This window comes from Mesorhizobium sp. CA7, from assembly GCF_020165015.1.
In the GTDB taxonomy this organism is placed as follows: Bacteria; Pseudomonadota; Alphaproteobacteria; order Rhizobiales; family Rhizobiaceae; genus Mesorhizobium.
Window position 1 is genome coordinate 97,015 of sequence record NZ_JAIUHH010000009.1, and the last position, 25,151, is coordinate 122,165.

Genomic DNA, 25,151 nt, shown 5'->3' on the forward strand with positions numbered 1-25,151 from the left:
GCTGGCATGCTTGAATTCGAATGGGACGACCAGAAGGCGACGAGCAATCTTGCCAAGCACGGTGTGGCATTTGCGGATGCCAAACGCCTTGTTCGACGACATCCGTGCTCTGCTTCGGATCGCTCCATGGATTACGAAGAGGAGCGCTTCATTGGCATCGGAATCGTCAATGGATTGGTGCTGACGGTGGTTTACACTGAACGCGGCGACCGAATAAGACTGATCTCCGCCAGAAAGGCGACGCGCCATGAGCAGAAAGCATATGACCAAGCACGCAGGGACTGAATCCGATTGGGAGCGTCTGCGCAGCATGAGCGACGCGGAGGCGGAGGCTGGCGCCCTGGCGGATAAGGACCATCCACCGCTCAGCACGGATCGGCCGGGAGTGGCATCTGTTGCCCGTGTCAAAGTGATCCGCCGGGCCTTGCATCTTACCCAGGAGGAATTTTCCGTCCGCTATCGCATTCCGCTCGGCACGCTTAGAGACTGGGAGCAGGGCAGAACAGAGCCGGACCAGGCGGCACAGGCCTATTTGCAGGTCATCGCCAAGGAGCCGGATACGGTGTCGCGGGCGCTCGGTACGCGCAGCGCCGCATGAGACTTCTCTTTCTCGGCGACATGGTTGGCAAGACGGGGCGCACGGCAGTCTGGGAGCAGCTGCCGGGGCTGATTTCCGACTTCAAGCTCGATTTCGTCATCGTCAATGGCGAGAACGCGGCCGGCGGCTTCGGCATCACCGAAGAGATCTTTCGCGAGACGCTCGCGGCCGGCGCGGATGTCGTCACCACCGGCAACCACGTCTGGGATCAGCGCGATGCGCTGATCTTCGCGCCGCGCGAGGAGCGCTTCCTGCGTCCCTCCAATTTTCCCAGGGGCACGCCGGGCCGCGGCTCGGGCGTCTACATCGCCCGCAATGGCGCGCGCGTGCTGGTCGCCAACATCATGGGCCGCGTCTTCATGCATCCCGAGCTCGACGACCCTTTCCAGGCCGGCGAGCGTGAGCTTGCCGCCTGCCCGCTCGGCGAGCAGGCCGATGCGGCCATCATCGATTTCCACGCCGAGGCGACCTCGGAGAAGATGTGCTTCGCGCATTTCGTTGATGGTCGCGCCAGCCTGGTGGTCGGCACGCATACACATCAGCCGACCGCCGACCATCAGATCCTCAACGGCGGCACCGCCTATATTTCGGACGCCGGCATGTGCGGCGATTATGATTCCTCGCTCGGCATGGACAAGGAAGAGCCGCTGAACCGGTTCCTTTCCAAGGTGCCGAAGGGCCGTTTCGAGGCCTCCTCAGGGCCCGCGACGCTCTGCGGCGTCGGCGTCGATATTTCGGACCGCACCGGGCTTGCCGAAAAAATCGCGCCGTTTCGTCGCGGACCGCGGCTGGAAGAAACGGCGCCGTCCTTCTGGACGTGACATTGATATAAGCGAGATCAATACCTAACTGGCGACGAAACCCGCGAAACTGCTCTAGATCGTAGAGGGGACGACCTTCATGCAGCTTGTCGAATTTCTGGCGCCGCACTTTCATTTTGTTTCCGATCCGACTGCGTGGGTCGCGCTTTTGACGCTGGTGGTGCTCGAGATTGTGCTCGGCATCGACAATCTGATCTTCATCTCGATCCTGACCAACAAGCTGCCGGAGGCGCAGCGCGCCCGCGCACGCCGGCTGGGCATTTCGGCGGCGCTGATCATGCGACTGATCCTGCTCGCCACGATCTCGATCATCGTGCAATTGACGACGCCGGTGTTTACTGCCCTCGGCCACGGCTTTTCCTGGCGCGACCTGATCCTGATCGCCGGCGGCCTGTTCCTGGTCTGGAAGGCGACCAAGGAAATCCATCACACGGTCGACCCGCAGGATCATCAGGACACGATGGTCGGCGGCACACTGCAGATGAGCCTTGCCGGAGCGATCTTCCAAATCCTCCTGCTCGACCTCGTGTTCTCGATCGATTCCATCATCACTGCCGTCGGCATGACCGACGAGATCGCCATCATGTATATCGCGGTGATCGTGGCGGTGAGCGCGATGATGCTGGCGGCGACGCCGCTTGCCAATTTCATCGCCAGGAACCCCTCTATCGTCATGCTGGCGCTCGGCTTCCTTTTGATGATCGGCATGACGCTGATCGCCGACGGCATGGGCTATCATGTGCCCAAGGGATACATCTACGCCGCCATGGGCTTTTCCGCGCTGGTCGAAGGCCTCAACATGCTGGCGCGACGGCGTAAGAGGCAGGGGTCGGGCGAGGGGCACTGAGAACTTGACTCTTACAGATTTGTACGTACATATTTGTATGCCAAGGGAACGCGATGCGGTTCGAGTGGGATCCCGAGAAGGCGCGGCGCAACCTTGCCAAACATGGCGTCGCCTTTGATCTCGCGAAGAAGGTTTTCGACGATCCGCTCCATCTGATTGTGCCCGATCGTTTTGAAGATGGGGAACAGCGTTGGCATGCGATCGGTATGGTCGGAACTCAGGTGATCCTGCTCGTTGTTCACACGTATCCGATCGTAGCAGACGAAGAACGTGTTAGAATTGTCGGCGCTCGCAAGGCCACCCCACATGAAAGGAGGCACTATGAGCAGGAAGGACCTTAGCAAGGATCAGCGTGATCAACTGGCCAAGCTGGCTGATCTGCCTGACGATCAGATCGATACTTTCGATATTCCGGAAGCGCCAGCGGAGAACTGGGCTCATGCTCGCCGAGGAGACCTCTACCGGCCCCTCAAACAACCTGTCACCATTCGCCTTGATGCTGATGTGCTCGCCTGGTTCAGACAGCACGTAGAAAAGGGCGGTGGTTATCAAACGGAAATCAACCGGGTGCTCCGGCGTTATGTGACGGAGCAGGAGAGGCGTCGATCCTAGCCTTTTATTTGGGCGAAATGCCCTTCGGGTGACGGTCGGCGATCAGGCCGAGCGTCAGGCCCTGTTCCAGCCAGGTCTTGGCGCCGGCCAGCACCAGTGAGAAGCCGCCGGTGGATTCGACCGCCTGCTTGACCTGTTCGTCGGCGGAACCGGCGAAGCCGAAATTGCGGATTTCGAGAAAGGTCGCTTCATCCGGCATCTCGGTGAATGTCCAGACGACGGTGGTCGGCGGATCGCTCCACTGCATGACGATCTTCTCGTTGGGGACGATCTCGCTCACCTCGACCTTGGTCGAGACGCCATACATGCGCCATTCCCATTCGACCGGCTTGCCCTCATTCAGGCGACCGCTGGAATGCGTAAACCAGAATTTCGTGGTGACCGCCGGATCGACGATCGCTTCGAACACCTCGGCGACCGGCCGACGGATCAGCATGGCGGTTTCGGCGATGGGAGATTCTCTGAGCTCCATACGGTTCTCCTTTCCGGCAGGATTCACCAGGCGTCCGGCTCACGCACCAGGTGAATGATGTTAGCCGGGCTGGTGATCCAGCCGCCACGGAAGCCTTCACCCAAACGCTCTATTGCGTCGCAGCGCACGACACCGGCCTTGGCAAGATGCGAGGCCGCGCTCTTGAAATCCGGTGTGAAAAGCTCCAGCCAGACTTCAGCCTGACTCATCATCGGCGCCTCGTCGATCCAGAGGCGATTGGGACCAAGTTCGAAACCGATCGCCGGCGCCTTGGCCGTAAATGGCTTCAACCCCACAACATCGCGATAGAAGGCGATCGTTGCCTCGTATTGGTGCGAGGGCACCTTCATGGCGATGTTGATGCCGCCGGTAATCTCGGTGTCCATTGCCGATCCTCTCGGTTGCGTTGGATGTCGTTACGGCAGGTTGATCTGCCAGGAGACGCCGAACCGGTCGTTGAGCCAGGCGAAACGCTGGCTGAAGCCGTAATTGCCGGTCGGCATCAGGAAGCCGCCGTCCTTGGAAAGAACGCCGACGATCCGCTCGAGCTCCTCTTCGGACGAGCAGTCGACAAAGAAGGAAAAGGACGGCGTGAAGGTGAAGGCGTGGTGGACGGGGCTGTTGTAGATCCTGACCTCGACGCCGCCGATCAATGCGCGCGCCAGCTTGAGCGTTCCTTCCGCCCCGTCCTCGCCCGAGCCATAGCGCGTGATGTCGAGCACACGGCTCTCCGGAATGGTCTCGCAATAGAGGGTCATGGCCTCCTCGGCCTTTCCCTCGAACATCAGGAATGGCGTTGCTTTCGTCATCGGGCGACCTCCTCCTGCCGAATATCGGGACCTGAATGTCGGCCTCAGATGTTGGTCTCGTTGGCCGGCTCGCCGCGCAGCTCGCTGCGGTAATAGCCGTCGCGCAGATTGATGCCATATTCGAGATAGGCTTTCATGCAGGCCAGCATCTGCGACCAGCCCTCGCAGTTGAGGTAGGATTTCTTCAGGCCGGCCTCGCCTTCGTGCCAACCTTCTTCAGCGATGGTGACGAAGGTGCCGCCGTCCTCAAGCGGCTCGAAATTCATCTCGATGCGGGTCTTGTAGGCGGGCTTGCCGTCGGCGTCTGTCGCGTCCCAGCGCAGCACGATGCGCGTGTCCTTGGTCACCTCGTCGACTTCGACCGGTACAGACTTCCACCAGGTGACAGTGGTGCCGGTGACAAGCGGAGCCGAGGCGCCGCCGATGGTGGTGAAATAGCCGCTGAGCTTTGTCGGATTGACGACCGCGTCGAAGACCTCGGCGACCGGTTTGCCGATGCGCCCGGAAATCCTGAAACCAAGGGACATATCCACAGCTCCTTCCTTGCTGCCTGAAACGATATGTTATAGAAACATAACATGTCAAGTCAAACCTCCGACGACCATGTTTTCAAGGCCTTGGCGCATCCGCGCCGGCGCGAATTGCTGGATCGCCTGAAGGATCAGCCGCAGACCACCGGCGCGCTGTGCGAGGCTTTCCCGGATATGGACCGCTGCACGGTGATGATGCACCTGAAAGTCTTGGAGGAGGCCGATCTGGTGGTGGCGAGGCGCGAGGGACGCGAGCGCTGGAACCACCTCAATGCGGTGCCGATCAAACAGATCCACGACCGCTGGATCAGCCAGTATGCCGGCCACGCCATCAGCATTCTCGATCGGCTGAAGTCGGATCTGGAGGGCTGAACGGCCCTCTTCGGCGTTGGCATGACGGTGCGTCTGGACGAATTGAGCCGATTTATCTATAAGCCGGCCATTCCGACAAAGAGCGCCGCGCGCCTTAGCAGGCATGCCCGGGGCGTTCTGAAAATTTGAATTCGAGCATTTTGCGGATTGCGAGCGATCTCGCTTGGCGCCGCGGTGCTCTAGCCGAACACGACAGGGGTGCCATGGCTGGCCATTCGCAGTTCAAGAACATCATGCACCGCAAGGGTCGCCAGGACGCGGTGCGGTCGAAAATGTTTTCCAAGCTGGCGCGCGAGATCACCGTCGCCGCCAAGGCCGGGACGCCCGATGTATCGATGAATCCGCGGCTTCGCCTGGCCGTGCAGAACGCCAAGGCGGTGTCGATGCCGAAGGACAACATCCAGCGCGCCATCAACAAGGCGTCCACGGGCGACGGCGAGAACTACGAGGCGGTGCGCTACGAAGGCTACGGCCCCGGCGGCGTGGCGCTGATCGTGGAAGTGCTGACCGACAACCGCAACCGCTCGGCCTCCAATGTGCGCGCCGCCTTCACCAAGGCCGGCGGAGCGCTCGGCGAAACCGGCTCGGTGTCGTTCATGTGGAACCGCGTCGGCGAGATCTATTACCCGGCCTCGGCCGGCAGCGCCGACAAGGTGATGGAAGCCGCGATCGAGGCCGGCGCCGATGACGTGGAATCGGACGAGGAAGGCCACACCATCTATTGCGCCTTCGAGAATCTCGGCGACGTTTCGAAGTCGCTCGAGGCCGCGCTCGGCGAGGCGGAATCGGTCAAGCCGATCTGGCAGCCGCAGAACAACGTCCCGGTCGACGAAGAGCGGGCGCAGTCGCTGATGAAGCTGGTCGCCACCCTCGAGGACGATGACGACGTGCAGAGCGTCTACGCCAATTTCGAGGTCGACGACGAGACGATGGCCAAGCTCAGCGCGGCCTGACCGGCCACGCGATACGATATGAGCGAGAAGCCGCTGCCCGTCATCCGCATCACCTATTGCACGCAGTGCCAGTGGCTGTTGCGGGCCGGCTGGATGGCGCAGGAGCTGCTCTCGACCTTCGGCACCGATCTCGGCGAAGTGACGCTTGTGCCGGGCACCGGCGGCATCTTCACCATTTCCTGCAATGACGTGCTTGTCTGGGAGCGCAAGCGTGACGGCGGTTTTCCGGACGCTGCAAGGCTCAAGCAACTGGTTCGCGATGTCATCGATCCCGACCGCGACCTCGGCCACGCCGATCGCAAGGATCGCAAGAAAGACCCCGCCTGATTGAACTGACCCCCGAAAGTTGGACACAACCTTCGGGGTTGCATTCGCGGGCTGCCGTTTTCAGATCAATGCCATGATGAAGCAAGCCATCGCGACTATCGCAGTGACGGTGCGGACGTGATTCCACATCACCCACTGGCTCAGATGGCTTGCCCACACGGCGGCGCCCTTGGCGCTGGCAGGATCGACGGCGGCTAAGGCGTCATTGAGCGGCACGTTGAAGACCATCGTCACGATCGGATTGCCGACGAAATAGATCACGGCACCGGCAAGCAACCAGTACGAGCCGGACTGGCTCCAGCCGAAGAAAACGCCGGCAATCAGCACGAGGCAGATGAGGCCGGTGCCGAACAGCGCCGTCATGAAGGTCGGCGTGATCACCGTGACGTTGATCGAATTCATCGCCGCGATGCCGCTTGGGACGGGCAGCCGGGCAAGTGCTGCCATGACGAAATTCGAGAAGGCGGGTAAGGGCTATGGCGATTTGCGAAACCAGCGGCGAGAGCGCTCCTCTCCCCGTCACTTTACGGGGAGAGGATGCCGGCAGGCAGGTGAGGGGCGGCTCCGGCCTATGACATTGGCGTTGTCGAAAAAGTGCTCTGTCACCGAATTCTGAAAAGTGCGCCTCAATGAGCCTGCTTGCCCGATGACCAACTTGTCGAGGTCGGCGCTGCCCCTCATCCGCCCTTCGGGCACCTTCTCCCCGTAGAACCGGGAGAAGAACGAAACTGGCAACAAAAAACCCGCCTCGAAGGCGGGTTTCTCGAAATCTGCCGATGTATCCGGCTTAGAGGCCGAAACCCTCGAAACGCTTCTTGAACTTCGACAGGCGGCCGCCGCGGTCGAGCAGGGTCTGCTGGCCGCCGGTCCAGGCCGGGTGGGTGGTAGGGTCGATGTCGAGGTTCATCGTGTCGCCTTCCTTGCCCCAGGTCGAACGGGTCTGGTATTCGGTGCCATCGGTCATGACGACCTTGATGGTGTGGTAATCGGGATGGATATCGGCCTTCATTGTCGTGTTTCCTGGCTGCCGGCGCTGGCAACGGGCCTGAAGGCCTGCGTCGATGCGCCCCTTTTTAAAACTCGAAGCCGCAGCTAATGAAAAGCCACGGCTTCTAAAACGGTCGGCGAGCCTATACATCAGCCGGAATTGAATCACAAGGCCGCGGCGGGCGCATATTGAAGCGCGGTCCCGCCAAGCGGCCAGAGGAAACGCTCATGGCGGAAATCGGTGGCAGCGCAAGCGAGCGCAGACGCTCGGTCCGGCCGCTCCGCAGCCTCTTTCCCTACGTTACCCGCTACCGGACGCTGGTAATAGGCGCCGTCATCTCGCTGATCGTGGCGGCGGTGACGACGCTTGCTTTGCCGATGGCCGTGCGGCGCATGATCGACCACGGTTTCCAGGCCGCGGGCTCCACCTTCATCGCGGAGTATTTCGCGGCGCTGGTTCTGATGGCGGCCTTGCTGGCGGCCGCTTCGGCCAGCCGCTACTATTTCGTCATCACGCTCGGCGAGCGGGTCGTGGCCGACATCCGCCGCGACGTTTTCTCCCATGTCACGACACTGTCGCCCGCCTTCTTCGATCGCGCGCATTCGGGAGAAATCGTGTCGCGGCTTGCCGCCGACACCACGCAGGTGAAGTCGGCCGTCGGCGCTACCGCCTCGGTCGCGCTGCGCAACTTGATCCTGGGCCTCGGCGCGGTAGCGATGATGGTCGTCACCAGCCCAAAACTCTCCGGTCTGGTCATCGCAGCAATCCCGGTGATCGTGCTGCCGCTGGTCGCCTTCGGCCGCTCGGTGCGGCGCAAGTCCCGGCAAGCGCAGGACACGCTCGCTGAAGCCACCGCCTATGCCAGCGAGCAGATCGGCGCGGTGCGCACGCTGCAGGCCTTCACCAACGAAAAGCTCGTCACCGGCCGTTTTGCGGACGCTGTCGACGCCGCCTTCGAGGCGGCGCGGACCTCGGTGTTCGCACGCTCGTTCCTGACCTTCTTCGCCATCTTCATGATCTTCTCCTCGGTGGTCGCGGTGCTGTGGTTCGGCTCGCGCGACGTGCTTGCCGGCACGCTGTCGCCGGGCACGCTCGGCCAGTTCCTGCTCTATTCGGTGTTTGCCGCCGGCGCGCTCGGCGCGCTGTCGGAGGTCTGGAGCGAGCTGTCGCAGGCGGCGGGCGCCGCCGAGCGGCTGACGGAGATCCTGGCAGAGACGCCGGCGATCCGGCCGCCGGTCGATCCGCTTCCCTTGCCGGCAACGGCCAAGGGTGCGATCAGCTTCGACGACGTGTCCTTCTCCTATCCGGCCCGGCCGGACCGCGCCGCGGTGCATGGCCTGAGCTTCCAGGTGAAGCCAGGCGAGACGGTGGCGATCGTCGGGCCCTCGGGCGCGGGAAAAAGCACCGTCTTCTCGCTGATCCTGCGCTTCTACGATCCAGAGAGCGGCCGCGTCGTCATCGACGGCGTCAATGTGCGCGAGGCTGATCCGGCCGCGGTCCGTCAACGGATCGCGATCGTGCCGCAGGACGTGACCATCTTCGCGGCGAGCGTCCGCGACAATATCGGCTTCGGCAGGCAGGGCGCCAGCGGTGCCGAGATCGAGGCCGCGGCCAAGGCAGCCCTTGCCGACGAATTCATCGCCAGGCTCGACAAGGGCTATGACAGCCAGGTCGGCGAGCGCGGCGTGACGCTGTCCGGCGGGCAGCGCCAGCGCATCGCGATCGCCCGCGCCATCCTGCGCGACGCGCCGATCCTTCTGCTCGACGAAGCGACCTCGGCGCTTGACGCCGAGAGCGAGACGCTGGTGCAAAGAGCGCTGGAGCGGCTGATGCGCGGCCGCACCACCATCGTCATCGCGCACCGGCTGGCGACAGTGCTCAAGGCCGACCGCATCCTCGTCATGGACGGCGGGCGCATCGTTGAGGAAGGCACGCATCAGAGCCTGGTCGCCAAGGGCGGCATCTACACGCGGCTCGCCAAGCTGCAGTTCGAGACCGGAGCCAGCGCCTTCAAGGGCGCGGCGGAGTAGGCACGCCGCACCCAGCCGGTTTCGACCCGCGGGTCAGTTGCCGTAGCGCCTGCTCAAGTGCTCGGTGAAGTAAGCAGCGTTGAGCTTCTCGCCGGTGGCGCGCTCGAGCAGGTCCGGCGTCGACCAGCGCGAGCCCTGCGACCAGATCTTTGCGCGACGCCACTCGTTGATGGCGGTGAAATCGCCCTTTGCGAGATCCTGATCGGCGGACGGATGCTCTCTGGTCAGAGCCGCCCATTGCTGCGCGGCCATCATGGCGCCCAGCGTATAGGAGGGGAAATAGCCGAAGGCGGCACCCGGCCAATGCACGTCCTGCATCGGGCCGTCAGCCGGATTATCGATGGTCGAGAGCCCGAGATAATCGCGCATCTTGGCATCCCAGGCCTGGGGCAGGTCGGCGACCTCCAGCTGGCCGGACACGAGCTCCTGTTCGAGTTCGTAGCGCAGGATGACATGCAGCGGATAGGTGACTTCGTCGGCGTCGACGCGGATCAGGCCGCGCTCGACATGGTGGACATGCGGCAGGATGTCGTCGATCGACCAGGCTTCGCCGAGATGTTTCTCGACCACCGGCAGCGCCCAGCGCCAGAAGGCCGGGTTACGGCCGATCTGCTTTTCGACAAACAGGCTTTGGCTCTCATGCACTGCCATGCCGCGCGCCTTACCGAGCGGCCAGTGCGACCAAGCCTTCGGCAGGTTCTGCTCGTAGAGGGCGTGGCCGGTCTCGTGCAGCACGCCCATCAGCGCCGACAGGAAGTCGGAGGTCTTGTATCGGGTGGTGATGCGCACATCGGTCGGCACGCCGCCGCAGAAGGGATGATGCGATACCGAGAGCGAGCCGTGGGTGAGGTCGAAGCCGACGGCCGCCATCATGGCAAGGCCAAGCTCGCGCTGCCGGTCAATGGCGTAGCTGCCGGAGAGCGGCTTCAGCGGGTGCTTCGCCAGCCGGGCATCCTGCACGGCCAACGCATGCGGCAGGAAGTCGCGCAGGAAGGCCTTCAGCTCCGCAAACACCGGCGTGATGTCGGCGGCGCGGTTGCCGGGATCGTACTGCTCCATCAGCGCGTCATAGGGGGCTAGGCCGAGCGCGTCGGCGCGCAGCGCCGCTTCCTCGCGCACCAAGGTCACGACGCCTTCCAGCGCCGGCAGGAAGCCGGCCCAGTCGTTCTTGGCGCGCAGGTCGCGCCAAAGCTGCTCGGAGCGCATGCGCGCCACCGTCTGGCGCTCGATGAATTCGACCGGCAGACAGGTGAGATTGGTGTATTGGCGGCGCAGTTCCCGCACCGCCGCCTGCTGCTCTTCGCCGAGCGGCTCGGCTTCGGCCGCTGAAATCCAGTCGCCGATCTCGGGCGCGGTGGCTTGGCGGTGCAGCATGCCGGCAAGCGAGGACATCGCCTCGGCGCGCTTCTCGCCGCCGCCGACCGCCATGTGCGTCGCTTCGTCAGCGCCGAGAATGGCTAAGGCGTGCTCCAGCGCTTCGAGCTTGTGGCCGAGTTGGTCGAGTTTCTGGAAGGACATGGCTGGTTCCGGCTGCAAAGGGGCTGGCGCGAAAAGATACCAAGGCGCGAAGCTTGGCAACCCTGGTTGGCGAGGCAGGGTCAGCCTATCTTGCGCGGCGGCGTCGACGTGTGGTCAATGCTTGTCCGAAGGGCGGAGGGGACAATGGTCGGCGATATCCTGGTCGGGCTGGTGGCGCTGATCCACTGCTATATCGTCTATCTGGAGATGGTGCTGTGGGATACGCCGCGCGGCCGCAAGGCGTTCAGCCTGACGCCGGAATTCGCCAGCGCCTCGAAGGTGCTTGCCGCCAACCAAGGCCTCTATAACGGCTTTCTCGCCGCGGGCCTGATCTGGGGCCTCTATCTCGGCGCTGGCGGGTTCCAGATCAAGATGTTCTTCCTGCTCTGCGTCGCCATCGCCGGCCTCTACGGCGCCGCGACCGTCAGCCGCAAGATCCTGTTCATCCAGACGGCGCCGGCGGTGCTCGCCATCGTCGCGCTTTGGCTCGGTCTGTAATCGAAGCAGGGCGCGATCGAAAAAGGGCGCCCTCGGGGCCAGGTCCCGCGGGCGCCAGGTCGTCCCTTCCTCTGCGATCGGAGCAAATGCTCTAGCCGTTCGGGTAATTCCCGCCGTCGGAACCGTCGCCCATCATGAAGCTGCTGCCGGTGTCGTTCATCAGTCTCTGGTCGACATTGTCGAGCCTGCGCAGCAGCTCATGGTATTGCGGGGACGGTATCCTGCCGTGATCCGAAGCCGCGACATGTTCCGCGACCTTGCTGATATGCGCGGCGCGCATATGCAGGTGCTGCGCTTCCGAGGCCGAGATGCTGTTCGCTTCGCGGGCGTCGGTGATGCCCTGGTTCACGCCCTGGATCTGCTCGATCAGGCTCGTCACGCGTGGTCCGGTCATAACGGTCGGATCGGGCGTGTCCAGGGCGCCGCCCCTGTGATGTCCGGCCGCATAGGCGCCGGCGAGCGGAGCCGCGATCAGAACCGCAGCGAGGGTTGCAGTCTTGAGAGATGTTGAAACGCGCATGGCGGCGCATCCTCCTACCAGGAAGAGAGCGGCCGCGCCGCTTCGTCTTCCGACCTTACGGGCCGTCCGGTTCCGTCGCGTCGCGATGCGGGGCATCGCCGGCGGACCCCGGCCCTGCGCGGCAAGTTAGGTGCGTCGATTTGCGATGTGTAATTAAAAAAAGATAATGTTTTCGGCGCTTGTCGCGGCGACTTGGTGCTCTAAGTATTCAGCCGACGAACAACTTCCCGTGACTTGGCGTGATAATAGCTCACCGTTCGGTGAGCTTCAGTTCAATGCGGCGATTCTTGCTGCGCGCCTCATCAGTGTCGGCGGGATCAAGCGGCTGGAACTCGCCGAAGCCGGCGGCCACCAGCCGGTTGGCCGGCACGCCGTTCTCGATCAGGAACTTCACCACCGAGGTAGCGCGGGCGGTCGACAGCTCCCAATTGTCGCGATAACGGCCGGTGCCGGACAGCGGCTTGTTGTCGGTATGGCCGTCGACGCGCAGCACCCAGCTGATCTCGGGCGGGATTTCCTTCTGCAATTCGATGATGGCGTCGGCGAGCTTCTTCATCTCGACCTTGCCGGCGTCGTTGATCACGTCGGAGCCGGTCGGGAACAGCACCTCCGACTGGAAGACGAAGCGGTCGCCGACGATACGGATGTTCTCGCGGTCGGCGAGGATCTCGCGCAGCCGGCCGAAGAAGTCGGAACGGTAGCGGTTGAGCTCCTGCACGCGCTGCGCCAGCGCGACGTTCAGGCGGCGGCCGAGATCGGCGATCTTGGTGTTGGAGTCGCGGTCGCGCTGCTCGGAGACGTTGAGCGCGTCTTCCAGCGCGCCGATCTGCTTGCGCAGCGCCGCGATCTGCTGGTTGAGGATTTCGACCTGGCTCAACGCCTGCTGGCTGATCTGGCGCTGGTTGCTGAGCTCGCCCGAAAGCTGGTCCGCTCGTTTGTTGGCCGCGTCGCCGGCGCCGGCGCCCTGCGCCAGCAGTTGTTCGAGGCGGCTCTTTTCGGCTTGCGCCGCTGACAGCGACGCCTGCAGGTTGGCGAGCGAATCCTCCTTGTCCTGGCTGTTCGTGCGTTCCAGGGCGAGCAGCTGGGTCAGCTCGTTGATCTGCGAGTTGAGGCGGTTCAGCACCGCGTCCTTGCCGGAGATCTCGCGGCTGAGCAGGAACTGCGCCAGCACGAAGACGGTAAGCAGGAACATGATCGCCAGCAGCAGCGTCGACAAAGCGTCGACGAAACCCGGCCAATAGTCGATGCGGCGGTCGGCGCGCCGTCTTGCCAGCGCCACGTCAGTGGACCCCTTGCTTCTTCAGCGCGTCGGCGATCTTTTCCAGCGTGTTGCGCATGGCCTTCTGCTCGTCGGACTGGGCTTCGACCCAGTCGCGCATGATCTGCTGCTCGGAGCGCATGTTCTTCACCAGCCCCGAGATGCCGTCGGCAAGATTGGCCATGGCGGTGGCGACGCGCGGATTGGAGCCGCCGCCATTCTCCTGCAGGCTGCGCAGCCGCTCCGACAAGAGCCGGATGTCCTCGGAGGATTCGGCTGCTTTCGACGTCTCGGACACAACTATGTCCGACGACAGATCGGTGACCGAAGACAGCCAGTTCTCAAGCTCGGTGTAGAAGCGGGTCTGGGCGCGGCCGGCCTGCAGGTCGAGGAAGCCGAGCACCAGCGAGCCGGAAAGGCCGAACAGCGAGGACGAGAACGCGGTGCCCATGCCGGCGAGCGGCGCCGACAGGCCTTGCTTGAGCGCGTCGAGCACGGCGGCAGCATCGCCGGTGCCCGGGTCCAGCGCCTCGATCGTCTCGCGGATCGAGGCTATGGTGTTGAGCAGGCCCCAGAAGGTACCGAGCAGGCCGAGGAACACAAGCAGGCCAACCAGATAGCGCGAGGTGTCGCGGCTCTCGTCGAGCCGGGTGGCGATGGAGTCCAGCATGGTGCGCATCGACGAGGTCGAAAACGCGATCGTCGACGAGCGGCCGATCATCGCCTTCATCGGCGCCAAAAGCACCGGCTCGGTGGTTTCGGAGCCGGCGCGGAAGGAATTGACCCAGCGCACCTCGCGAAACAGCCGCCCGACCTGGGCGAAGGCAAGCAGGATGCCGACCGCGAGCACGCCGACGATCAATCCGTTGAGGCCCGGATTGCTGGAGAAGGCGGTCGAGATCTGGCGGGTGAGGATGGCGGCGATGAAAGCGACGATGATCAGGAAGATCACCATGGTGAGCAGGAAGACCTGCGGGCTCGACAGCTTATGCGGATCATAGACCAGGACGTCCGATCGCCTGCCGAAGGATCTGAGAAAAGCCATCCGTGCCCCGTTTCCGATGCCACCGCCGCAGAATTGCCGCGACTCTAAACGGAATTGTGACCAAATTGAATGGTGCTTGGCAATATGGCCCGATAGGCCCGGGCCACAGGCCTAGAACCGGTTGACGACCAGGCAGTCTACCATGGCGGCCAGATGGAGGCCGGCGCCGGTGACGACGAAGCCGTGCCAGACGGCATTGTGAAAGCGCAGGCCCTTCCAGGCGAAGAAGACGACGCCGCAGGAATAGACGATGCCGCCGGCGACAAGCAGCGCGACCGAGGTCGTCGGCAGCGTCTCGACCAGCGGTCCGGCCAGCACGACGCCGCTCCAGCCGATGGCGAGATAGAAGACGATCGCCAGCCGGTCGTAGCGGCCGGGCAGGAACATCTTGATGGCGATGCCGGCCGCTGCGGCGCTCCACACGATGACGATCATGGGCAGCGCCAGCGGCGAGTTGTCGAGCTGGGCGAGGAAGGGCGTGTAGGTCGCGGCGATCAGGAGATAGATCGCGGCATGGTCGAAGCGGCGCAGGATCCATTTCGCCGGCCACGAGACCGGCCACAGATTATAGGCCAGCGAAACCGAGAGCACGGTGAGCAGCGACACCACGTAGAACACCGCGGCGACATATTCGTCCGGGCCGGAGTGGAAGGCGGCCAGGGCCAGGAGAGTCGAGCCGGCGGCGATCGCCAGCACGATGCCCACCGCGTGAACGATGCCGTCGGCGATCATTTCTGCGCGCGAATAGTGCCAGCGCCCGACAAAGGGGATTTCAAGCTTTGTATCTGGATGCGCGTCGTTCATGAATGATCCTGCAACGCCTAATCTGGGCAGTCGCGGACCAGTATTTCAAGCTTCGGTTGCGGTTTTGCGACCAAAGCCGCGCGTCCTTTCGACGCAAAGAACGCCCTAAAGCGCGTCGCGCTGGACCGGATTCAGGTGACGCGCTTTAAGTCTTTGTTTGATGCATGTCGTTGTCCCAGAACCGCTGCACACTTCTGGGCGACATGCATTGGTCAGCGAGCAGCCAATGGCTTCTTCACGGTTTTCAGCAACGCGCGCTGGATGAGCTCGTTGCCGGCGACGACCTCGCCGCTGTCCAGCATGCCCTGTCCGCCATCCATGTCGGAGACGAAGCCGCCGGCTTCGCGCACCAGAAGGATGCCTGCGGCGACGTCCCAGGACGACAGGCCGGTCTCCCAGAAACCATCCATGCGTCCGGCCGCGACATAGGCAAGGTCGAGCGCCGCCGAACCCAGGCGGCGGACGCCGGAGACTTCGGCCATGACGTTGCGCAGCTCGATCAGGAAATTGCCGTGCTGGCCGCGGCCGAGATGCGGCACGCCGCAGCCGATCACCGCGTCGGTCAGCTTGGAGCGGCCGGCAACACGCAACCGCCGGTCGTTCATGAAGGCGCCGCCGCCGCGCTCGGCCGTGTAGAGCTCGTCCATCGCTGGATTGTAGACGACACCGGCGACGATCTGGCCCTGGCGCTCGAGCGCGATCGACACCGAGAAGAGCGGAATGCCGTGCAGGAAGTTGGTGGTGCCGTCGAGCGGATCGACGAGCCAGCGGTGCTGAGCGTCCTCGCCTTCGACGGCGCCGCGCTCCTCCATCAGGAAGGCATAGCCCGGCCGCGCCTTGGAAAGCTCGGCGAAGACGATCTCTTCGGCCTTGCGGTCGGCCTGGCTGACATAGTCGCCCGGGCCCTTCATCGAGACCTGCAGGTTCTGCACCTCGCCGAAGTCGCGCGACAACGAGCGGCCGGCCTTCATCGCGGCCTGGACCATGACGTTGAGGAGAGCGGAACGCGCCATTTTTTCTTCCTGCTTTCTTGCCGTTAATCCGCGCGGCGCACGTAGGTGATTTCGTTGGTGTCGACGATGATGCGCTCGCCGGCCGAGATGAAGGGCGGCACCAGCACGCGGATGCCGTTCTCCAGCACCGCCGGCTTGTAGGAGGAGGCGGCCGTCTGGCCCCGCACCACCGGGTCGGCCTCGGTGATGGCCAGCGTCACCTGGTCGGGCAGCGAAATGCCGATCGGCCGCTCCTCGTAAAGCTGCACCGTCACCATCATGCCGTCCTGCAGGAAGGCGGCGCGCTCGCCGACGAAGTCTTTCGCCAGTTCGAGCTGCTCGTAGCTTTCGGTATCCATGAAGACCAGCGCGTCGCCCTGCTCGTAGAGGAACGAAAAATCCTTCAGGTCGAGCCGGATCTGCTCGACGGTCTCGGCCGAGCGGAAGCGCTCGTTGAGCTTGGTGCCGTTGATCAGGTTCTTCAGCTCGACCTGATTGTAGGCGCCGCCCTTGCCCGGCTTGACGGTGTTGGTCTTGACCGCCACCCAAAGCCCGCCATCATGCTCGATGACATAGCCGGGACGGATTTCGTTGCCACTGATCTTGGCCATGATGAACTGATCCGGAATGAGATTTTTCTGGCGCGGGTCGCGATTTGGCGCCTCCAAGACCACAAATTGCCCGGGGAGGCAAGGGAGGGAGCCCAAGGCGGCCCGGACATGCTGTCCGTGACGCCATGCGTCAAGGCAGGCGATTTGCCTTCTGCAGCGCCTGCTTGGTCTGTTGGTCGTCGAGGCCCTGCAGGAAATCGTCCATCTGCGGATCGATCAGCCCGGCGCGGCGGGCGACGATGTACCAGGCGCCGGCAAGGATCAGGTCCGGATCGGTGCCGATGCCGCTCATATAGAGCTTGGCGAGACGGTTCTGGGCGGCGACGTTGCCGCCTTCCGCCGCCCGTTTCATCCAGGCAAAGCCCGATTTCAGGTCGCGCCCGCCGCCGCGCCCCTCGATCATCCAGGCGGCGAGGTCGATCTGCGCGGTGTCGTAGTTCTGTCTTGCGGCCTGTGCCAGGAGAAGACGCGCCTGGGCGTCGTCATGCGGCTTGCCACCGACGCCATTGGCGTAGAGCTGCGCCAGCGCATATTGCGCATCGGCAAGTCCGGTGGCGGCGGCGCGTTCGTAATAGGCGGCGGCCTTCACAAGGCCGTCGTCGCCGGGATCCTGCTGGACGAGCAACTGGGCGAAGTTGAACTGGGCAAGCCGGTTGCCGGCCTCGGCCGCGGCCTGCATCAGCGCGAAAGCGGCCTTTTCATCCTTCTTCACATAACGGCCGTCCAGCAGCGCCAGCGCGTATTGGAACTGAGCCTCCGGCACGCCCTGTTCGGCGGCCAGCGCATACCATTTCGCGGCCTCGGCCGGATTGAGCGGCACACCCAGCCCACGCGACAGGATTTCGGCCACGAGCGTCTCGGCCGCCGGATCGCCGTTCTTGGCGCGCTCCATGGCGAGATTGTAGGCGGTCTTGTAAAGCCCGCGCTGGAAGGCGCCGTAGGCGGCGTCCGGCTGCTTGGCGCCGAAGCGGTCGGGATTGACGGCGTCGGCCGACGGCGGCGTCATGGTCGCCGGTTGCGGCAAGGTGTTTTGGATCGGCTTGTCGATATGCGCGCCGGTGCCGAACCTGTTCGGATCCGGCTCGCCGGCGTCCGGCGCGGCCGTGTCCAGTTTGCCCTTATCCGGCGTGCCCTTATCCGGCGTGCCAGCATCCGGCGTGCTTGCATCCGGCTTGGCTGCGTCGGGTGCGCTCTTGTCCGGTGCGCTCGTCTCCGGCCGCGGCTGCGGCAGCGGGACGGTCTCAGCCGCCATCGCGGCCTGCGCAAACAAGCCGGCCAGAACCGTCAGGCAAAGGCCACGCAGGCGCATGTCAGTCCTCGAAACGCGGCGCGGTTTCATCGAGCAACGCGTTGGCGGCGGCGATCGCGGCGCGCGGGTCGCGTCCGTCGGCAAAGACGGCGCTGGACAGCGCCACGAACTCGGCGCCGGTCGCTGCCACCGTCTCGACGGAGGCAAGCTCGGAGCCGGCCATGACGATGCAGGGGATCGAAATCATCTCCGCCCACCATTCGCCCAGCGCGAGGTTGCGGTGGTGCGGCTCCGGCTTGTTGTCATAGCCGAAACGGCCGAAGAACATATAGTCGGGCCGCTCCTCGCCGAGCTCCAGCGCCTCGTCGCGCGTCTTGGCGCCGCCGGCGCCGACCATCATCTTGCCGGCCACGCGCTCGATCGTCTCGGCGAGTTCCGCGGGCTTCACTTCGACATGGATGCCATCGGCCTGGACGCGCCCGGCGATGCGGCTGTCGCCGGCGATGATGACGGCGACGCCGGCACCTTGAGCGATCGGCACGATCCTTTCGGCGAAGGCCTGGAAGGAGGCATCGTCCATGCCGTTGTCGGGCAGGATCAACGAGGCGACGTCGCCACCGTCGAACGCCGCGCAGATTTGCTCCGCCGGCACGAGCGGCGGCGCGATCAGCACGATGCGGCAGCGGTTGGGAGGAGTTGCTTCGTTCATTGGCCTTCGATCCCGGTTTCGCCTATGCCGGGCGAAGATGGTTGCATTGCGGCATAGAGCAAAGGGAGCGGCTTGAACAGTCGGCTATGCGGCGGATGAGGACCGGTCGAGCATCGTCGCGCACGTCGATATCGGGCCGGCAATAGCGGCGCCGGCATTAAATGACTATCCCGGCGGCGCCGTTCTGCGCTATGGCTGAATTCCCGCCTTCTCCAACCTTCCTTTGCCGATGTCAGGCTTGCTCAGCGACCCGTGGTTCTATGCTGCCGCCATTCCGGCGGTGATCCTTGTCGGCCTGTCGAAAGGCGGCTTCGGCGGCGCCGTCGGTTTCGTCGGCGTGCCGTTGATGGCTCTGACCATCCCGCCGGTTCAGGCGGCCGCCATCCTGCTGCCGATCCTGTGCCTGATGGACGTGGTTTCAGTGTGGACCTGGTGGGGCGTCTACGACCGCAGGATGCTGGTTGACATGATGCCCGGCGCCGTCATCGGCATCGGGCTCGGCTGGCTGACCGCGGCGTTGGTCACAGAGGAGATGGTGCGGCTGATCGTCGGCGCCGTCGCGCTGGTGTTCGTGCTGCGCTGGATCTACCTGCAGTTCCGTCACGGCGCCGATCATGTGGCGGAACCGAACCGCATTGCCGCCGCTTTCTGGGGCGCTGTCGCCGGCTTCACCAGCTTCGTCGCCCATGTCGGCGGCCCGCCCTTCCAGGTCTATGCGCTGCCGATACGGCTCGATCCGAAAGTGCTGTCGGGCACCGCGGCGATCTTCTTTGCCGCCACCAATGCGCTGAAGCTCATCCCCTATTTCGCGCTCGGCCAGTTCGACACCGCCAATCTCACCGCTTCGGCGGTGCTGATGCCGCTGGCGCCGCTGTCGACCATCGCCGGTGCGTGGCTGGTGCGCCGCATGCGGCCGGAGATCTTCTATCCGTTCACCTACGCCACCGTCGCGGTGGTCGCCGTCAAGCTGCTATGGGATGGCATTATCGGCCTGATGTGAGGCGCGTCGATATTCAGGTGAGGCCGGCCTGCAAATGGCGATTTCCTGCGCTTCCGGTGCTCACGTACTTTAAGTACGCTCCGCTCCGGTTCTCGGAAATCACCATTTTTCGACTCGGCCTGATCTGAATCTCAACGCGCCTTCGGCGAGCGCCTTAATGTCACGCGGCGCTCGGCACCATCTGGCGGCTGCCGCCGAAGGCGAGCGCGGCGCCCAGCGCGACCACCATCGCCATGCCGGCAAGAATGCCGACGTCGTGCAGAGTGGGCTTCAGCACCATGTCGGCGATGATCACCAGCATCACCGCATAATCGAGGCGCGCCCAGTTCATCATGCGCTGGCCGATGGAGAGGGCGGCCGGCGTCACGCCCTGCTCGGCGATCATGGCGCCCATGCGCTCGCCGGTCGGCTTGAAGATCAGCATGCCGATCGAGAAGGTCGTGGCATAGCCGACGAGGCCGATGACGATCCACAGGTCGGCAAAGCCGACCCAGAAGCCGCACATGATGAGGCCAAAGACCAGCGTCAGCATCGACATCGGCGCGAAGAACCGGCCGCCGAGCTGTCCGCTGGCGCGTATAGCCAGCAGCTTGTCCTCGATGTTGCCGGCGCGCTCGGCCAGCACGCCGAGCAAGAACAGCACGAAGCCGCCGCCGACCCACAAAATAGCCGAGACGACGTGAAGAAATTTGACGATCGAATACCAATCCATGGTTTGCTCCGGATATCCTGCCTGATTTCAAGCGGCGCGGATTTGCGCGCCGCCTTTGTGGAGCGGCCTTTTGCGTGGCGCGTGTTTCGGAACGATGCCGCGGCAGCAGCAAACATGTTACGGCCGCCATGATCGGCGCCCGAAATCCGGTGCTCGGACGATCCCGGGCAGCGAATCCGCTGTCCTGTTCCGGCACAGGAGCGCGCGTTCGCTTAAAAAATCGCCGCCGCGTTAAGGGTTCATTAAGCTTTACAGGCGTTTACTACACCCATCCAGTTTTGCTGGATTCTTACCGAGTGGTTGGAGCCACTTTGTTTGACGCCTCCCTGTTAAACTCCTGAGAGCCGCCTTATCCGCGGCTCTTTTTTTATCCGCTGCCGGCTGGCTGATGCCATCCGCTTGCGGATGGCCGGAAGCGGCCCGGCGTTAACCGTTTGTTAAACATGCGCTTGCCTTCATTGGCATCGAAGCGCATTTTCAAGCCTCAGTCATTTAGGGTGCGGGCCGCGTCGGCAAGGATGCCGAATCGGCTTGCGGCAGTGCAGGGGCGTATCGATGAACGAGCCTTCGAAGGGCAGCGCGAAAACCATAAAACTGGCGGAGCGCCGGGTTTTCTCCCAATCCTTCAAGCCGCTTTACCAGGAAGGCATGGGGCTGGTCGAACAGGCCGCCGAATATCTCGATGGCAAGGGCAGGCTCGAAGCCAAGAAATTGTCGCGCACGGCAGCGACGCTCTATGCGGCCGAATCGATGCGGCTGACCACAAGGCTTATGCAGGTCGCCTCCTGGCTGCTTTTGCAGCGGGCGGCGAATTCCGGCGAGATGACGCGCGACCAGGTGGCTTCGGAGAAATCCAAGGTGCGTCTCGACACCGCGTCCGCGCATGACGAGGCGCTTGGCTGGAACGAGCTGCCCAAGGATTTTCTGGACCTCGTGACGCGCTCGCTGCGCTTGCAGTCGCTGGTGCGGCGCATGGACGAGGAAATCTATGGCGGCGTCATCAGCGAGACGCACGCGCCCAGCCGGCGGGCCAACCCGGTGTCCGACCAGATCAGCCTTTTGAATACCGCGTTCGCGCGCGGCTGAAACCGCGTTTGCAAAAAACGATAGCGGTAGCGGCATATCCTTGATCAGGCGGTAATTTGGCCGTGGCTTTGGCTGCAAGTTCAACGCTTGCGATTTCCGCCGCTCGTCGAAACTGCGGCAGCCATCGCCGTATTGCAGGCTGTGCCGGCCTTCCCGACAAAGATCACACTTGCCTTGAAGCGATAGGCCCCTAGTTGGAGCCGTTCGCCGCAGCCGGGTCGACCCTAGCCGGTTCTGCAAGAAAACCACCGTCACTGTGACCAAAGCAGATTGCGAGGCTTGATCCCGTGCATTCGCCATTGGACCGCATCCCGGTATCGATCATCATCCCCAACTACAATTACGAACAGTTTCTAGGACGCGCCATCGACAGCGCGTTGGAGCAGGACCACCGAAATGTCGAGGTCGTGGTCGTCGACGACGCATCGACGGATGCATCGGTGGCCGTCATCGAATCCTACGGCGACAAAATCCGTCCGTGCCTCAGGCGCAGGAATGGCGGACATGCGGCTGCGTTCAATACCGGGTTCGAGGCGAGCACCGGGGAGATCGTCCTTTTCCTCGACGCCGACGACTATCTCTATCCGAACGCCGTTTCAGAGGTGTTGGACGAGTGGGATGCGGATGTCGCCCAAGCGCAATTCAGATTGCATCTCGTTGATGAGGACCAGCATATCAAGGATGTCTTTCCACCGCCGGAACAGCCGTTCGATTCAGGCGACGTCGTGCCGGAATTGCTGCGCAAGGGGCGGTACCGTACGACGGTGACAAGCGGGCTGGCGTTCGACCGCGAGGCGCTGGAAACGATAATGCCGATGCCTGAAAGCGATTTCCGGCAAGGCGCCGACGGCTATCTCGCGACGCTCGCGCCGCTGCACGGAGAGGTGAAATCCATCGACACCTGCCTTGGCGCCTACCGCATCCACGGCTCCAATCATTCGATCTTTGCCGAAAAGCTTGCCGAGCGAGCGCGTTGGCGCGTGCAGCATGACTTCCGGCGCCTCGAGGCCTTGTCCGGCCGGGCGGCCGAGATCGGCTTGGCCGTGCCGCCAGATGTCGGCCTTCGCGATCCGGTGCATCTGGAAGAACGGCTGGCTTCGCTCTGCGTCGACGAGCCCCAGCATCCGGTCGCCACCGACTCCCGGCTGGGACTGGCAAGAGCGGGCGCCGCCGCCAGCCTGGAAATGAACGCATCCTGGCGGCGGCGGGCTGCTCTGGCGGCCTGGTTCCTTTGCATCGGAATCCTGCCGCGGCGCATGGGCAATGCAGTCCTGGCGTGGAAGCTGGTCGCATCGTCCAGGCCAGCATTTCTCACGCGACTGTCGAAAACCATCCGCCGCGTGACGAATTAGGCATCTCCCTGTTGTTGTACGGAAACGGCGCATAGCCGAGATTGCAATTGTTTCCGGTTTGTTCACATTTTGCTGACATCGCTTGCCGCCACGGCTAGACTTGGCGCATGGGGGAAGCGATTCGCATCATCGGCATCGATCCGGGCCTGAGGCGCACCGGTTGGGGTATTATCGACAGCGTGGGCAATTCGCTGCGCTTCATCGCATCCGGCACGGTGCGGTCCGACGAGAAGGAGTCGCTGGCGACAAGACTCTGCCAGCTGCATGACGGCTTGGCCGAGGTGCTGCACCAGGCCATGCCACATGAGGCAGCGGTCGAGCAGACTTTCGTCAACAAGGATGCGACGGCGACGCTGAAGCTCGGCCAGGCGCGCGGCATCGCCATGCTGGTGCCGGCGCGCGCCGGGCTGGTGGTCGCCGAATATGCCCCCAATGCGGTCAAGAAGGCTGTTATCGGCGTCGGCCACGGCGAGAAGAAGCAGATCCACATGATGGTGAAGGTGCTGATGCCGAAGGCTGTCTTCGACACCGACGACGCCGCCGACGCTCTGGCCATCGCCATCTGCCATGCGCATCACCGCCCGAGCACAGCCTACCGCATGGCCGCGCTGGCGTGAGGGGACAATCATGATCGGCAAGCTGAAAGGCACGCTGGACGAGATCGACGAAGATAGCTGCGTCATCGACGTGCATGGCGTCGGCTACGTCGTCCATTGCTCGGTGCGGACGCTGGCCGCGCTGCCCTCGCCCGGCGAGGCGGTGGTGCTGTTGATCGAGACCTATGTGCGCGAGGACATGATCCGCCTCTATGGCTTTCAGACCGGGCTGGAGCGCGAGTGGTTTCGCCTCTTGATGAACAATGTCCAGGGCGTCGGCGCCAAGGTGGCGCTGGCCATCCTGTCGACGCTGACGCCGGCCGATCTCGCCAACGCGATCGCGTTGCGCGACATTGCCATGGTTTCCCGCGCGCCCGGCGTCGGCAAGAAGGTGGCGGAACGCATCGTCACCGAACTGCGCACCAAAGCGCCAGCCTCTGCGGGCGCGGCCAGCGGTACGATCGGGCTCAAGCAGGAGCTTGGCGAAGGCGTCGCGGCCGCACCGATCACCGATGCGGTCTCGGCGCTCGTCAATCTCGGCTATTCGCGCGACATCGCGGCGAACGCGGTTGCCGCGGCGCTGAAATCAGCCGGCGAGGGTGCCGACGCTTCGAAGTTGATCCGCTTCGGCCTGAAGGAACTGGCGCGGTGAAGCGACGCTTGTCCCGCCATCGGTCCTATGCAAGGAAGGCGGCATGACCCTTTCGCCCCGCCTCATTGCCCTCGACAAGCGCGGCGAGGATGCCGACCAGACGCTGCGGCCGCAGTCGCTCGACGAGTTCGTCGGCCAGGCGGCGGTGCGCGCCAATCTCAAGGTCTTCGTGGATGCCGCCAAGAGCCGCGGCGAGGCGCTCGACCATGTGCTGTTCGTCGGGCCGCCAGGGCTCGGCAAGACGACACTGGCGCAGATCATGGCGCGCGAGCTCGGCGTCAATTTCCGCTCGACCTCGGGTCCGGTCATTGCCAAGGCCGGCGATCTCGCCGCGCTGCTCACCAATCTCGAGGAGCGCGACGTCCTTTTCATCGACGAGATCCATCGCCTCAATCCGGCGGTCGAGGAAATCCTCTATCCGGCAATGGAGGATTTCCAGCTCGATCTCATCATCGGCGAGGGGCCGGCGGCGCGCTCGGTCAAGATCGACCTTGCCCGTTTCACGCTGGTTGCGGCAACGACGAGGCTCGGCCTGCTGACCAATCCGTTGCGCGACCGTTTCGGCATTCCGGTCCGGCTCAATTTCTACACGGTCGAGGAACTGGAACTGATCGTGCGCCGCGGCGCCCGCATCCTGTCGATGCCGCTCGGCGACGATGGGGCGGTGGAGATCGCGCGCCGCGCGCGCGGCACACCGCGCATCGCCGGCAGACTGCTGCGCCGGGTGCGCGATTTTGCTTCGGTCGCCGGGGCCGGTCATGTCGACAGGAGGATCGCCGACGAGGCGCTGACCAGGCTGGAGGTCGATGCGCTCGGCCTCGACGCGCTCGATCGCCGCTATCTGTCGATGATCGCGCGCAATTTCGGCGGTGGCCCGGTCGGCATCGAGACGATCGCGGCCGGGCTCTCCGAGCCGCGCGACGCGATCGAGGACATCATCGAGCCTTACCTGATCCAGCAGGGCTTCATCCAGCGCACGCCGCGCGGCCGCGTGCTGACCGCCAACGCCTGGCGCCATCTCGGCCTCGACCCGCCGAAGGACATCGCCCAGCAGCAGATCAGCCTGTTTCAGGAAGAGTAACGCAGATTTGTTCGCCGTTTCGGCGGCGCAACGGTCCATCTGCGCAGAATCTGCGCGGCTCGGCCCGACTGAGGGCGCAATTGCATCCTTTAAGATAGGCTATCTGACG

32 protein-coding genes and 1 pseudogene are annotated in these 25,151 nt (G+C 63.8%); 17 read left to right on the forward strand and 16 right to left on the reverse strand.

Annotated elements, in window-relative coordinates; all coding sequences use genetic code 11:
- The first annotated feature begins 6 nt into the window (after positions 1-6).
- The 6 genes from LB552_RS17680 (at position 7) to LB552_RS17705 (ending at position 2,878) form a co-directional block, all read left to right on the forward strand.
- Positions 7-285 (forward strand): BrnT family toxin, encoded by a 279-nt coding sequence (locus LB552_RS17680; protein ID WP_224608768.1) that lies wholly within the window; start codon positions 7-9, stop codon positions 283-285.
- The gene (locus LB552_RS17685) at positions 263-598 is read left to right on the forward strand and encodes a helix-turn-helix domain-containing protein (RefSeq protein WP_224608771.1); all 336 of its coding nucleotides are present in this window, start codon (positions 263-265) and stop codon (positions 596-598) included. The genes LB552_RS17680 and LB552_RS17685 overlap by 23 nt, the downstream gene beginning before the upstream one ends.
- Positions 595-1,419, forward strand: coding sequence for a YmdB family metallophosphoesterase (locus LB552_RS17690; protein WP_224608774.1), 825 nt, complete (start codon positions 595-597; stop codon positions 1,417-1,419). The genes LB552_RS17685 and LB552_RS17690 overlap by 4 nt, the downstream gene beginning before the upstream one ends.
- A 79-nt stretch (positions 1,420-1,498) precedes the next feature.
- Positions 1,499-2,266, forward strand: a complete 768-nt coding sequence (locus tag LB552_RS17695; protein WP_095767249.1) for a TerC family protein — start codon at positions 1,499-1,501, stop codon at positions 2,264-2,266.
- 53 nt (positions 2,267-2,319) lie between these two features.
- The gene (locus LB552_RS17700; RefSeq protein WP_224608777.1) at positions 2,320-2,607 is read left to right on the forward strand and encodes a BrnT family toxin; all 288 of its coding nucleotides are present in this window, start codon (positions 2,320-2,322) and stop codon (positions 2,605-2,607) included.
- The gene (locus tag LB552_RS17705; RefSeq protein ID WP_224608780.1) at positions 2,588-2,878 is read left to right on the forward strand and encodes a BrnA antitoxin family protein; all 291 of its coding nucleotides are present in this window, start codon (positions 2,588-2,590) and stop codon (positions 2,876-2,878) included. The genes LB552_RS17700 and LB552_RS17705 overlap by 20 nt, the downstream gene beginning before the upstream one ends.
- A 4-nt stretch (positions 2,879-2,882) precedes the next feature.
- Here LB552_RS17705 and LB552_RS17710 read toward each other — a convergent pair whose 3' ends face one another.
- From LB552_RS17710 to LB552_RS17725, 4 genes are read right to left on the reverse strand one after another with little or no spacing between them, the layout of a single operon-like run.
- Positions 2,883-3,350 carry an SRPBCC family protein gene (locus LB552_RS17710; RefSeq protein WP_224608783.1) on the reverse strand — a complete coding sequence of 156 codons (468 nt, stop codon included), beginning with the start codon at positions 3,348-3,350 and terminating at the stop codon, positions 2,883-2,885.
- Positions 3,351-3,373: 23 nt separating this feature from the next.
- Entirely contained in the window at positions 3,374-3,736 is a 363-nt protein-coding gene (locus LB552_RS17715) for a VOC family protein (RefSeq protein ID WP_224608785.1), read from the reverse strand.
- 30 nt (positions 3,737-3,766) lie between these two features.
- Positions 3,767-4,159: a VOC family protein gene (locus LB552_RS17720; protein ID WP_224608788.1), complete on the reverse strand. Its 393-nt coding sequence runs from the start codon at positions 4,157-4,159 to the stop codon at positions 3,767-3,769.
- Positions 4,160-4,203: 44 nt separating this feature from the next.
- Positions 4,204-4,686 carry an SRPBCC domain-containing protein gene (locus LB552_RS17725; RefSeq protein WP_224608791.1) on the reverse strand — a complete coding sequence of 161 codons (483 nt, stop codon included), beginning with the start codon at positions 4,684-4,686 and terminating at the stop codon, positions 4,204-4,206.
- A 51-nt stretch (positions 4,687-4,737) separates the two neighbouring features.
- Between LB552_RS17725 and LB552_RS17730 the strand changes: the two genes are divergently transcribed.
- The 3 genes from LB552_RS17730 to LB552_RS17740 all read left to right on the forward strand — a co-directional run bounded on the left by LB552_RS17730 (position 4,738) and on the right by LB552_RS17740 (position 6,341).
- Positions 4,738-5,061: an ArsR/SmtB family transcription factor gene (locus LB552_RS17730; RefSeq protein WP_224608795.1), complete on the forward strand. Its 324-nt coding sequence runs from the start codon at positions 4,738-4,740 to the stop codon at positions 5,059-5,061.
- Between the two features lie 203 nt (positions 5,062-5,264).
- Positions 5,265-6,014 carry a YebC/PmpR family DNA-binding transcriptional regulator gene (locus LB552_RS17735; RefSeq protein ID WP_224608798.1) on the forward strand — a complete coding sequence of 250 codons (750 nt, stop codon included), beginning with the start codon at positions 5,265-5,267 and terminating at the stop codon, positions 6,012-6,014.
- 18 nt (positions 6,015-6,032) lie between these two features.
- A complete protein-coding gene (locus LB552_RS17740) occupies positions 6,033-6,341 on the forward strand; it encodes a SelT/SelW/SelH family protein (protein WP_224608801.1) in 309 nt (102 codons plus the stop codon).
- A gap of 60 nt (positions 6,342-6,401) precedes the next feature.
- Here LB552_RS17740 and LB552_RS17745 read toward each other — a convergent pair.
- Together LB552_RS17745 and rpmE are read right to left on the reverse strand one after the other, a co-directional pair.
- Positions 6,402-6,806: pseudogene (locus LB552_RS17745) on the reverse strand (DUF1772 domain-containing protein); the annotation flags it as partial.
- Between the two features lie 322 nt (positions 6,807-7,128).
- The gene (rpmE, locus tag LB552_RS17750; RefSeq protein WP_027166741.1) at positions 7,129-7,350 is read right to left on the reverse strand and encodes a 50S ribosomal protein L31; all 222 of its coding nucleotides are present in this window, start codon (positions 7,348-7,350) and stop codon (positions 7,129-7,131) included.
- A gap of 206 nt (positions 7,351-7,556) precedes the next feature.
- On the opposite strand from rpmE, the gene LB552_RS17755 reads away from it, so the two are divergent.
- The gene (locus LB552_RS17755; RefSeq protein ID WP_224608804.1) at positions 7,557-9,359 is read left to right on the forward strand and encodes an ABC transporter transmembrane domain-containing protein; all 1,803 of its coding nucleotides are present in this window, start codon (positions 7,557-7,559) and stop codon (positions 9,357-9,359) included.
- 33 nt (positions 9,360-9,392) lie between these two features.
- On the opposite strand, the gene LB552_RS17760 is transcribed toward LB552_RS17755, so the two are convergent.
- Complete coding sequence (locus tag LB552_RS17760) at positions 9,393-10,877, reverse strand: carboxypeptidase M32 (protein ID WP_224608807.1); 1,485 nt, start codon at positions 10,875-10,877, stop codon at positions 9,393-9,395.
- A gap of 144 nt (positions 10,878-11,021) precedes the next feature.
- On the opposite strand from LB552_RS17760, the gene LB552_RS17765 reads away from it, so the two are divergent.
- Positions 11,022-11,375, forward strand: coding sequence for a DUF1304 domain-containing protein (locus LB552_RS17765; RefSeq protein ID WP_224608810.1), 354 nt, complete (start codon positions 11,022-11,024; stop codon positions 11,373-11,375).
- 91 nt (positions 11,376-11,466) lie between these two features.
- Here the strand turns inward: LB552_RS17765 and LB552_RS17770 are convergent, their stop codons facing one another.
- From LB552_RS17770 to LB552_RS17805, 8 genes are all read right to left on the reverse strand, one after another.
- The gene (locus LB552_RS17770; RefSeq protein ID WP_224608812.1) at positions 11,467-11,895 is read right to left on the reverse strand and encodes a hypothetical protein; all 429 of its coding nucleotides are present in this window, start codon (positions 11,893-11,895) and stop codon (positions 11,467-11,469) included.
- A gap of 250 nt (positions 11,896-12,145) precedes the next feature.
- Entirely contained in the window at positions 12,146-13,174 is a 1,029-nt protein-coding gene (locus LB552_RS17775) for a peptidoglycan -binding protein (RefSeq protein WP_140841706.1), read from the reverse strand.
- A 1-nt stretch (position 13,175) separates the two neighbouring features.
- Entirely contained in the window at positions 13,176-14,198 is a 1,023-nt protein-coding gene (locus LB552_RS17780; RefSeq protein ID WP_095767261.1) for a MotA/TolQ/ExbB proton channel family protein, read from the reverse strand.
- Positions 14,199-14,309: 111 nt separating this feature from the next.
- On the reverse strand, positions 14,310-15,002 hold the full coding sequence (gene trhA, locus LB552_RS17785; RefSeq protein ID WP_224608815.1) for a PAQR family membrane homeostasis protein TrhA: 693 nt from the start codon (positions 15,000-15,002) through the stop codon (positions 14,310-14,312).
- 212 nt (positions 15,003-15,214) lie between these two features.
- On the reverse strand, positions 15,215-16,015 hold the full coding sequence (locus LB552_RS17790; RefSeq protein WP_224602199.1) for an inositol monophosphatase family protein: 801 nt from the start codon (positions 16,013-16,015) through the stop codon (positions 15,215-15,217).
- 23 nt (positions 16,016-16,038) lie between these two features.
- A complete protein-coding gene (gene efp, locus LB552_RS17795) occupies positions 16,039-16,605 on the reverse strand; it encodes an elongation factor P (protein ID WP_095767538.1) in 567 nt (188 codons plus the stop codon).
- A gap of 130 nt (positions 16,606-16,735) precedes the next feature.
- Positions 16,736-17,914: a tetratricopeptide repeat protein gene (locus tag LB552_RS17800; RefSeq protein WP_224608818.1), complete on the reverse strand. Its 1,179-nt coding sequence runs from the start codon at positions 17,912-17,914 to the stop codon at positions 16,736-16,738.
- A 1-nt stretch (position 17,915) separates the two neighbouring features.
- Complete coding sequence (locus LB552_RS17805; RefSeq protein ID WP_224608821.1) at positions 17,916-18,563, reverse strand: thiamine phosphate synthase; 648 nt, start codon at positions 18,561-18,563, stop codon at positions 17,916-17,918.
- 229 nt (positions 18,564-18,792) lie between these two features.
- On the opposite strand from LB552_RS17805, the gene LB552_RS17810 reads away from it, so the two are divergent.
- Entirely contained in the window at positions 18,793-19,563 is a 771-nt protein-coding gene (locus LB552_RS17810; RefSeq protein ID WP_224608824.1) for a sulfite exporter TauE/SafE family protein, read from the forward strand.
- Positions 19,564-19,723: 160 nt separating this feature from the next.
- On the opposite strand, the gene LB552_RS17815 is transcribed toward LB552_RS17810, so the two are convergent.
- Positions 19,724-20,275, reverse strand: coding sequence for a DUF2269 family protein (locus LB552_RS17815; protein WP_140841692.1), 552 nt, complete (start codon positions 20,273-20,275; stop codon positions 19,724-19,726).
- A gap of 555 nt (positions 20,276-20,830) precedes the next feature.
- Between LB552_RS17815 and LB552_RS17820 the strand changes: the two genes are divergently transcribed.
- From LB552_RS17820 to ruvB, 5 genes are all read left to right on the forward strand, one after another.
- On the forward strand, positions 20,831-21,361 hold the full coding sequence (locus LB552_RS17820; RefSeq protein ID WP_095767267.1) for a DUF1465 family protein: 531 nt from the start codon (positions 20,831-20,833) through the stop codon (positions 21,359-21,361).
- Positions 21,362-21,648: 287 nt separating this feature from the next.
- Positions 21,649-22,713 carry a glycosyltransferase family 2 protein gene (locus LB552_RS17825; RefSeq protein ID WP_224608827.1) on the forward strand — a complete coding sequence of 355 codons (1,065 nt, stop codon included), beginning with the start codon at positions 21,649-21,651 and terminating at the stop codon, positions 22,711-22,713.
- Positions 22,714-22,820: 107 nt separating this feature from the next.
- Positions 22,821-23,330 (forward strand): crossover junction endodeoxyribonuclease RuvC, encoded by a 510-nt coding sequence (gene ruvC, locus LB552_RS17830; RefSeq protein ID WP_224608830.1) that lies wholly within the window; start codon positions 22,821-22,823, stop codon positions 23,328-23,330.
- 10 nt (positions 23,331-23,340) lie between these two features.
- Entirely contained in the window at positions 23,341-23,961 is a 621-nt protein-coding gene (gene ruvA, locus LB552_RS17835; RefSeq protein WP_224608833.1) for a Holliday junction branch migration protein RuvA, read from the forward strand.
- A gap of 43 nt (positions 23,962-24,004) precedes the next feature.
- The gene (gene ruvB / locus LB552_RS17840; RefSeq protein WP_224608836.1) at positions 24,005-25,042 is read left to right on the forward strand and encodes a Holliday junction branch migration DNA helicase RuvB; all 1,038 of its coding nucleotides are present in this window, start codon (positions 24,005-24,007) and stop codon (positions 25,040-25,042) included.
- Positions 25,043-25,151: the final 109 nt, after the last annotated feature.

What these genes read in the sequence shown, in the direction of transcription:
- LB552_RS17680 (WP_224608768.1), top strand. Translation starts at nt 7, where the DNA reads ATGCTTGAATTCGAATGGGACGACCAGAAGGCGACGAGCAATCTTGCC.
- LB552_RS17685 (WP_224608771.1), top strand. Translation starts at nt 263, where the DNA reads ATGACCAAGCACGCAGGGACTGAATCCGATTGGGAGCGTCTGCGCAGC.
- LB552_RS17690 (WP_224608774.1), top strand. Translation starts at nt 595, where the DNA reads ATGAGACTTCTCTTTCTCGGCGACATGGTTGGCAAGACGGGGCGCACG.
- LB552_RS17695 (WP_095767249.1), top strand. Translation starts at nt 1,499, where the DNA reads ATGCAGCTTGTCGAATTTCTGGCGCCGCACTTTCATTTTGTTTCCGAT.
- LB552_RS17700 (WP_224608777.1), top strand. Translation starts at nt 2,320, where the DNA reads ATGCGGTTCGAGTGGGATCCCGAGAAGGCGCGGCGCAACCTTGCCAAA.
- LB552_RS17705 (WP_224608780.1), top strand. Translation starts at nt 2,588, where the DNA reads ATGAGCAGGAAGGACCTTAGCAAGGATCAGCGTGATCAACTGGCCAAG.
- LB552_RS17710 (WP_224608783.1), bottom strand. Translation starts at nt 3,350, where the DNA reads ATGGAGCTCAGAGAATCTCCCATCGCCGAAACCGCCATGCTGATCCGT.
- LB552_RS17715 (WP_224608785.1), bottom strand. Translation starts at nt 3,736, where the DNA reads ATGGACACCGAGATTACCGGCGGCATCAACATCGCCATGAAGGTGCCC.
- LB552_RS17720 (WP_224608788.1), bottom strand. Translation starts at nt 4,159, where the DNA reads ATGACGAAAGCAACGCCATTCCTGATGTTCGAGGGAAAGGCCGAGGAG.
- LB552_RS17725 (WP_224608791.1), bottom strand. Translation starts at nt 4,686, where the DNA reads ATGTCCCTTGGTTTCAGGATTTCCGGGCGCATCGGCAAACCGGTCGCC.
- LB552_RS17730 (WP_224608795.1), top strand. Translation starts at nt 4,738, where the DNA reads ATGTCAAGTCAAACCTCCGACGACCATGTTTTCAAGGCCTTGGCGCAT.
- LB552_RS17735 (WP_224608798.1), top strand. Translation starts at nt 5,265, where the DNA reads ATGGCTGGCCATTCGCAGTTCAAGAACATCATGCACCGCAAGGGTCGC.
- LB552_RS17740 (WP_224608801.1), top strand. Translation starts at nt 6,033, where the DNA reads ATGAGCGAGAAGCCGCTGCCCGTCATCCGCATCACCTATTGCACGCAG.
- rpmE (WP_027166741.1), bottom strand. Translation starts at nt 7,350, where the DNA reads ATGAAGGCCGATATCCATCCCGATTACCACACCATCAAGGTCGTCATG.
- LB552_RS17755 (WP_224608804.1), top strand. Translation starts at nt 7,557, where the DNA reads ATGGCGGAAATCGGTGGCAGCGCAAGCGAGCGCAGACGCTCGGTCCGG.
- LB552_RS17760 (WP_224608807.1), bottom strand. Translation starts at nt 10,877, where the DNA reads ATGTCCTTCCAGAAACTCGACCAACTCGGCCACAAGCTCGAAGCGCTG.
- LB552_RS17765 (WP_224608810.1), top strand. Translation starts at nt 11,022, where the DNA reads ATGGTCGGCGATATCCTGGTCGGGCTGGTGGCGCTGATCCACTGCTAT.
- LB552_RS17770 (WP_224608812.1), bottom strand. Translation starts at nt 11,895, where the DNA reads ATGCGCGTTTCAACATCTCTCAAGACTGCAACCCTCGCTGCGGTTCTG.
- LB552_RS17780 (WP_095767261.1), bottom strand. Translation starts at nt 14,198, where the DNA reads ATGGCTTTTCTCAGATCCTTCGGCAGGCGATCGGACGTCCTGGTCTAT.
- trhA (WP_224608815.1), bottom strand. Translation starts at nt 15,002, where the DNA reads ATGAACGACGCGCATCCAGATACAAAGCTTGAAATCCCCTTTGTCGGG.
- LB552_RS17790 (WP_224602199.1), bottom strand. Translation starts at nt 16,015, where the DNA reads ATGGCGCGTTCCGCTCTCCTCAACGTCATGGTCCAGGCCGCGATGAAG.
- efp (WP_095767538.1), bottom strand. Translation starts at nt 16,605, where the DNA reads ATGGCCAAGATCAGTGGCAACGAAATCCGTCCCGGCTATGTCATCGAG.
- LB552_RS17800 (WP_224608818.1), bottom strand. Translation starts at nt 17,914, where the DNA reads ATGCGCCTGCGTGGCCTTTGCCTGACGGTTCTGGCCGGCTTGTTTGCG.
- LB552_RS17805 (WP_224608821.1), bottom strand. Translation starts at nt 18,563, where the DNA reads ATGAACGAAGCAACTCCTCCCAACCGCTGCCGCATCGTGCTGATCGCG.
- LB552_RS17810 (WP_224608824.1), top strand. Translation starts at nt 18,793, where the DNA reads ATGTCAGGCTTGCTCAGCGACCCGTGGTTCTATGCTGCCGCCATTCCG.
- LB552_RS17815 (WP_140841692.1), bottom strand. Translation starts at nt 20,275, where the DNA reads ATGGATTGGTATTCGATCGTCAAATTTCTTCACGTCGTCTCGGCTATT.
- LB552_RS17820 (WP_095767267.1), top strand. Translation starts at nt 20,831, where the DNA reads ATGAACGAGCCTTCGAAGGGCAGCGCGAAAACCATAAAACTGGCGGAG.
- ruvC (WP_224608830.1), top strand. Translation starts at nt 22,821, where the DNA reads ATGGGGGAAGCGATTCGCATCATCGGCATCGATCCGGGCCTGAGGCGC.
- ruvA (WP_224608833.1), top strand. Translation starts at nt 23,341, where the DNA reads ATGATCGGCAAGCTGAAAGGCACGCTGGACGAGATCGACGAAGATAGC.
- ruvB (WP_224608836.1), top strand. Translation starts at nt 24,005, where the DNA reads ATGACCCTTTCGCCCCGCCTCATTGCCCTCGACAAGCGCGGCGAGGAT.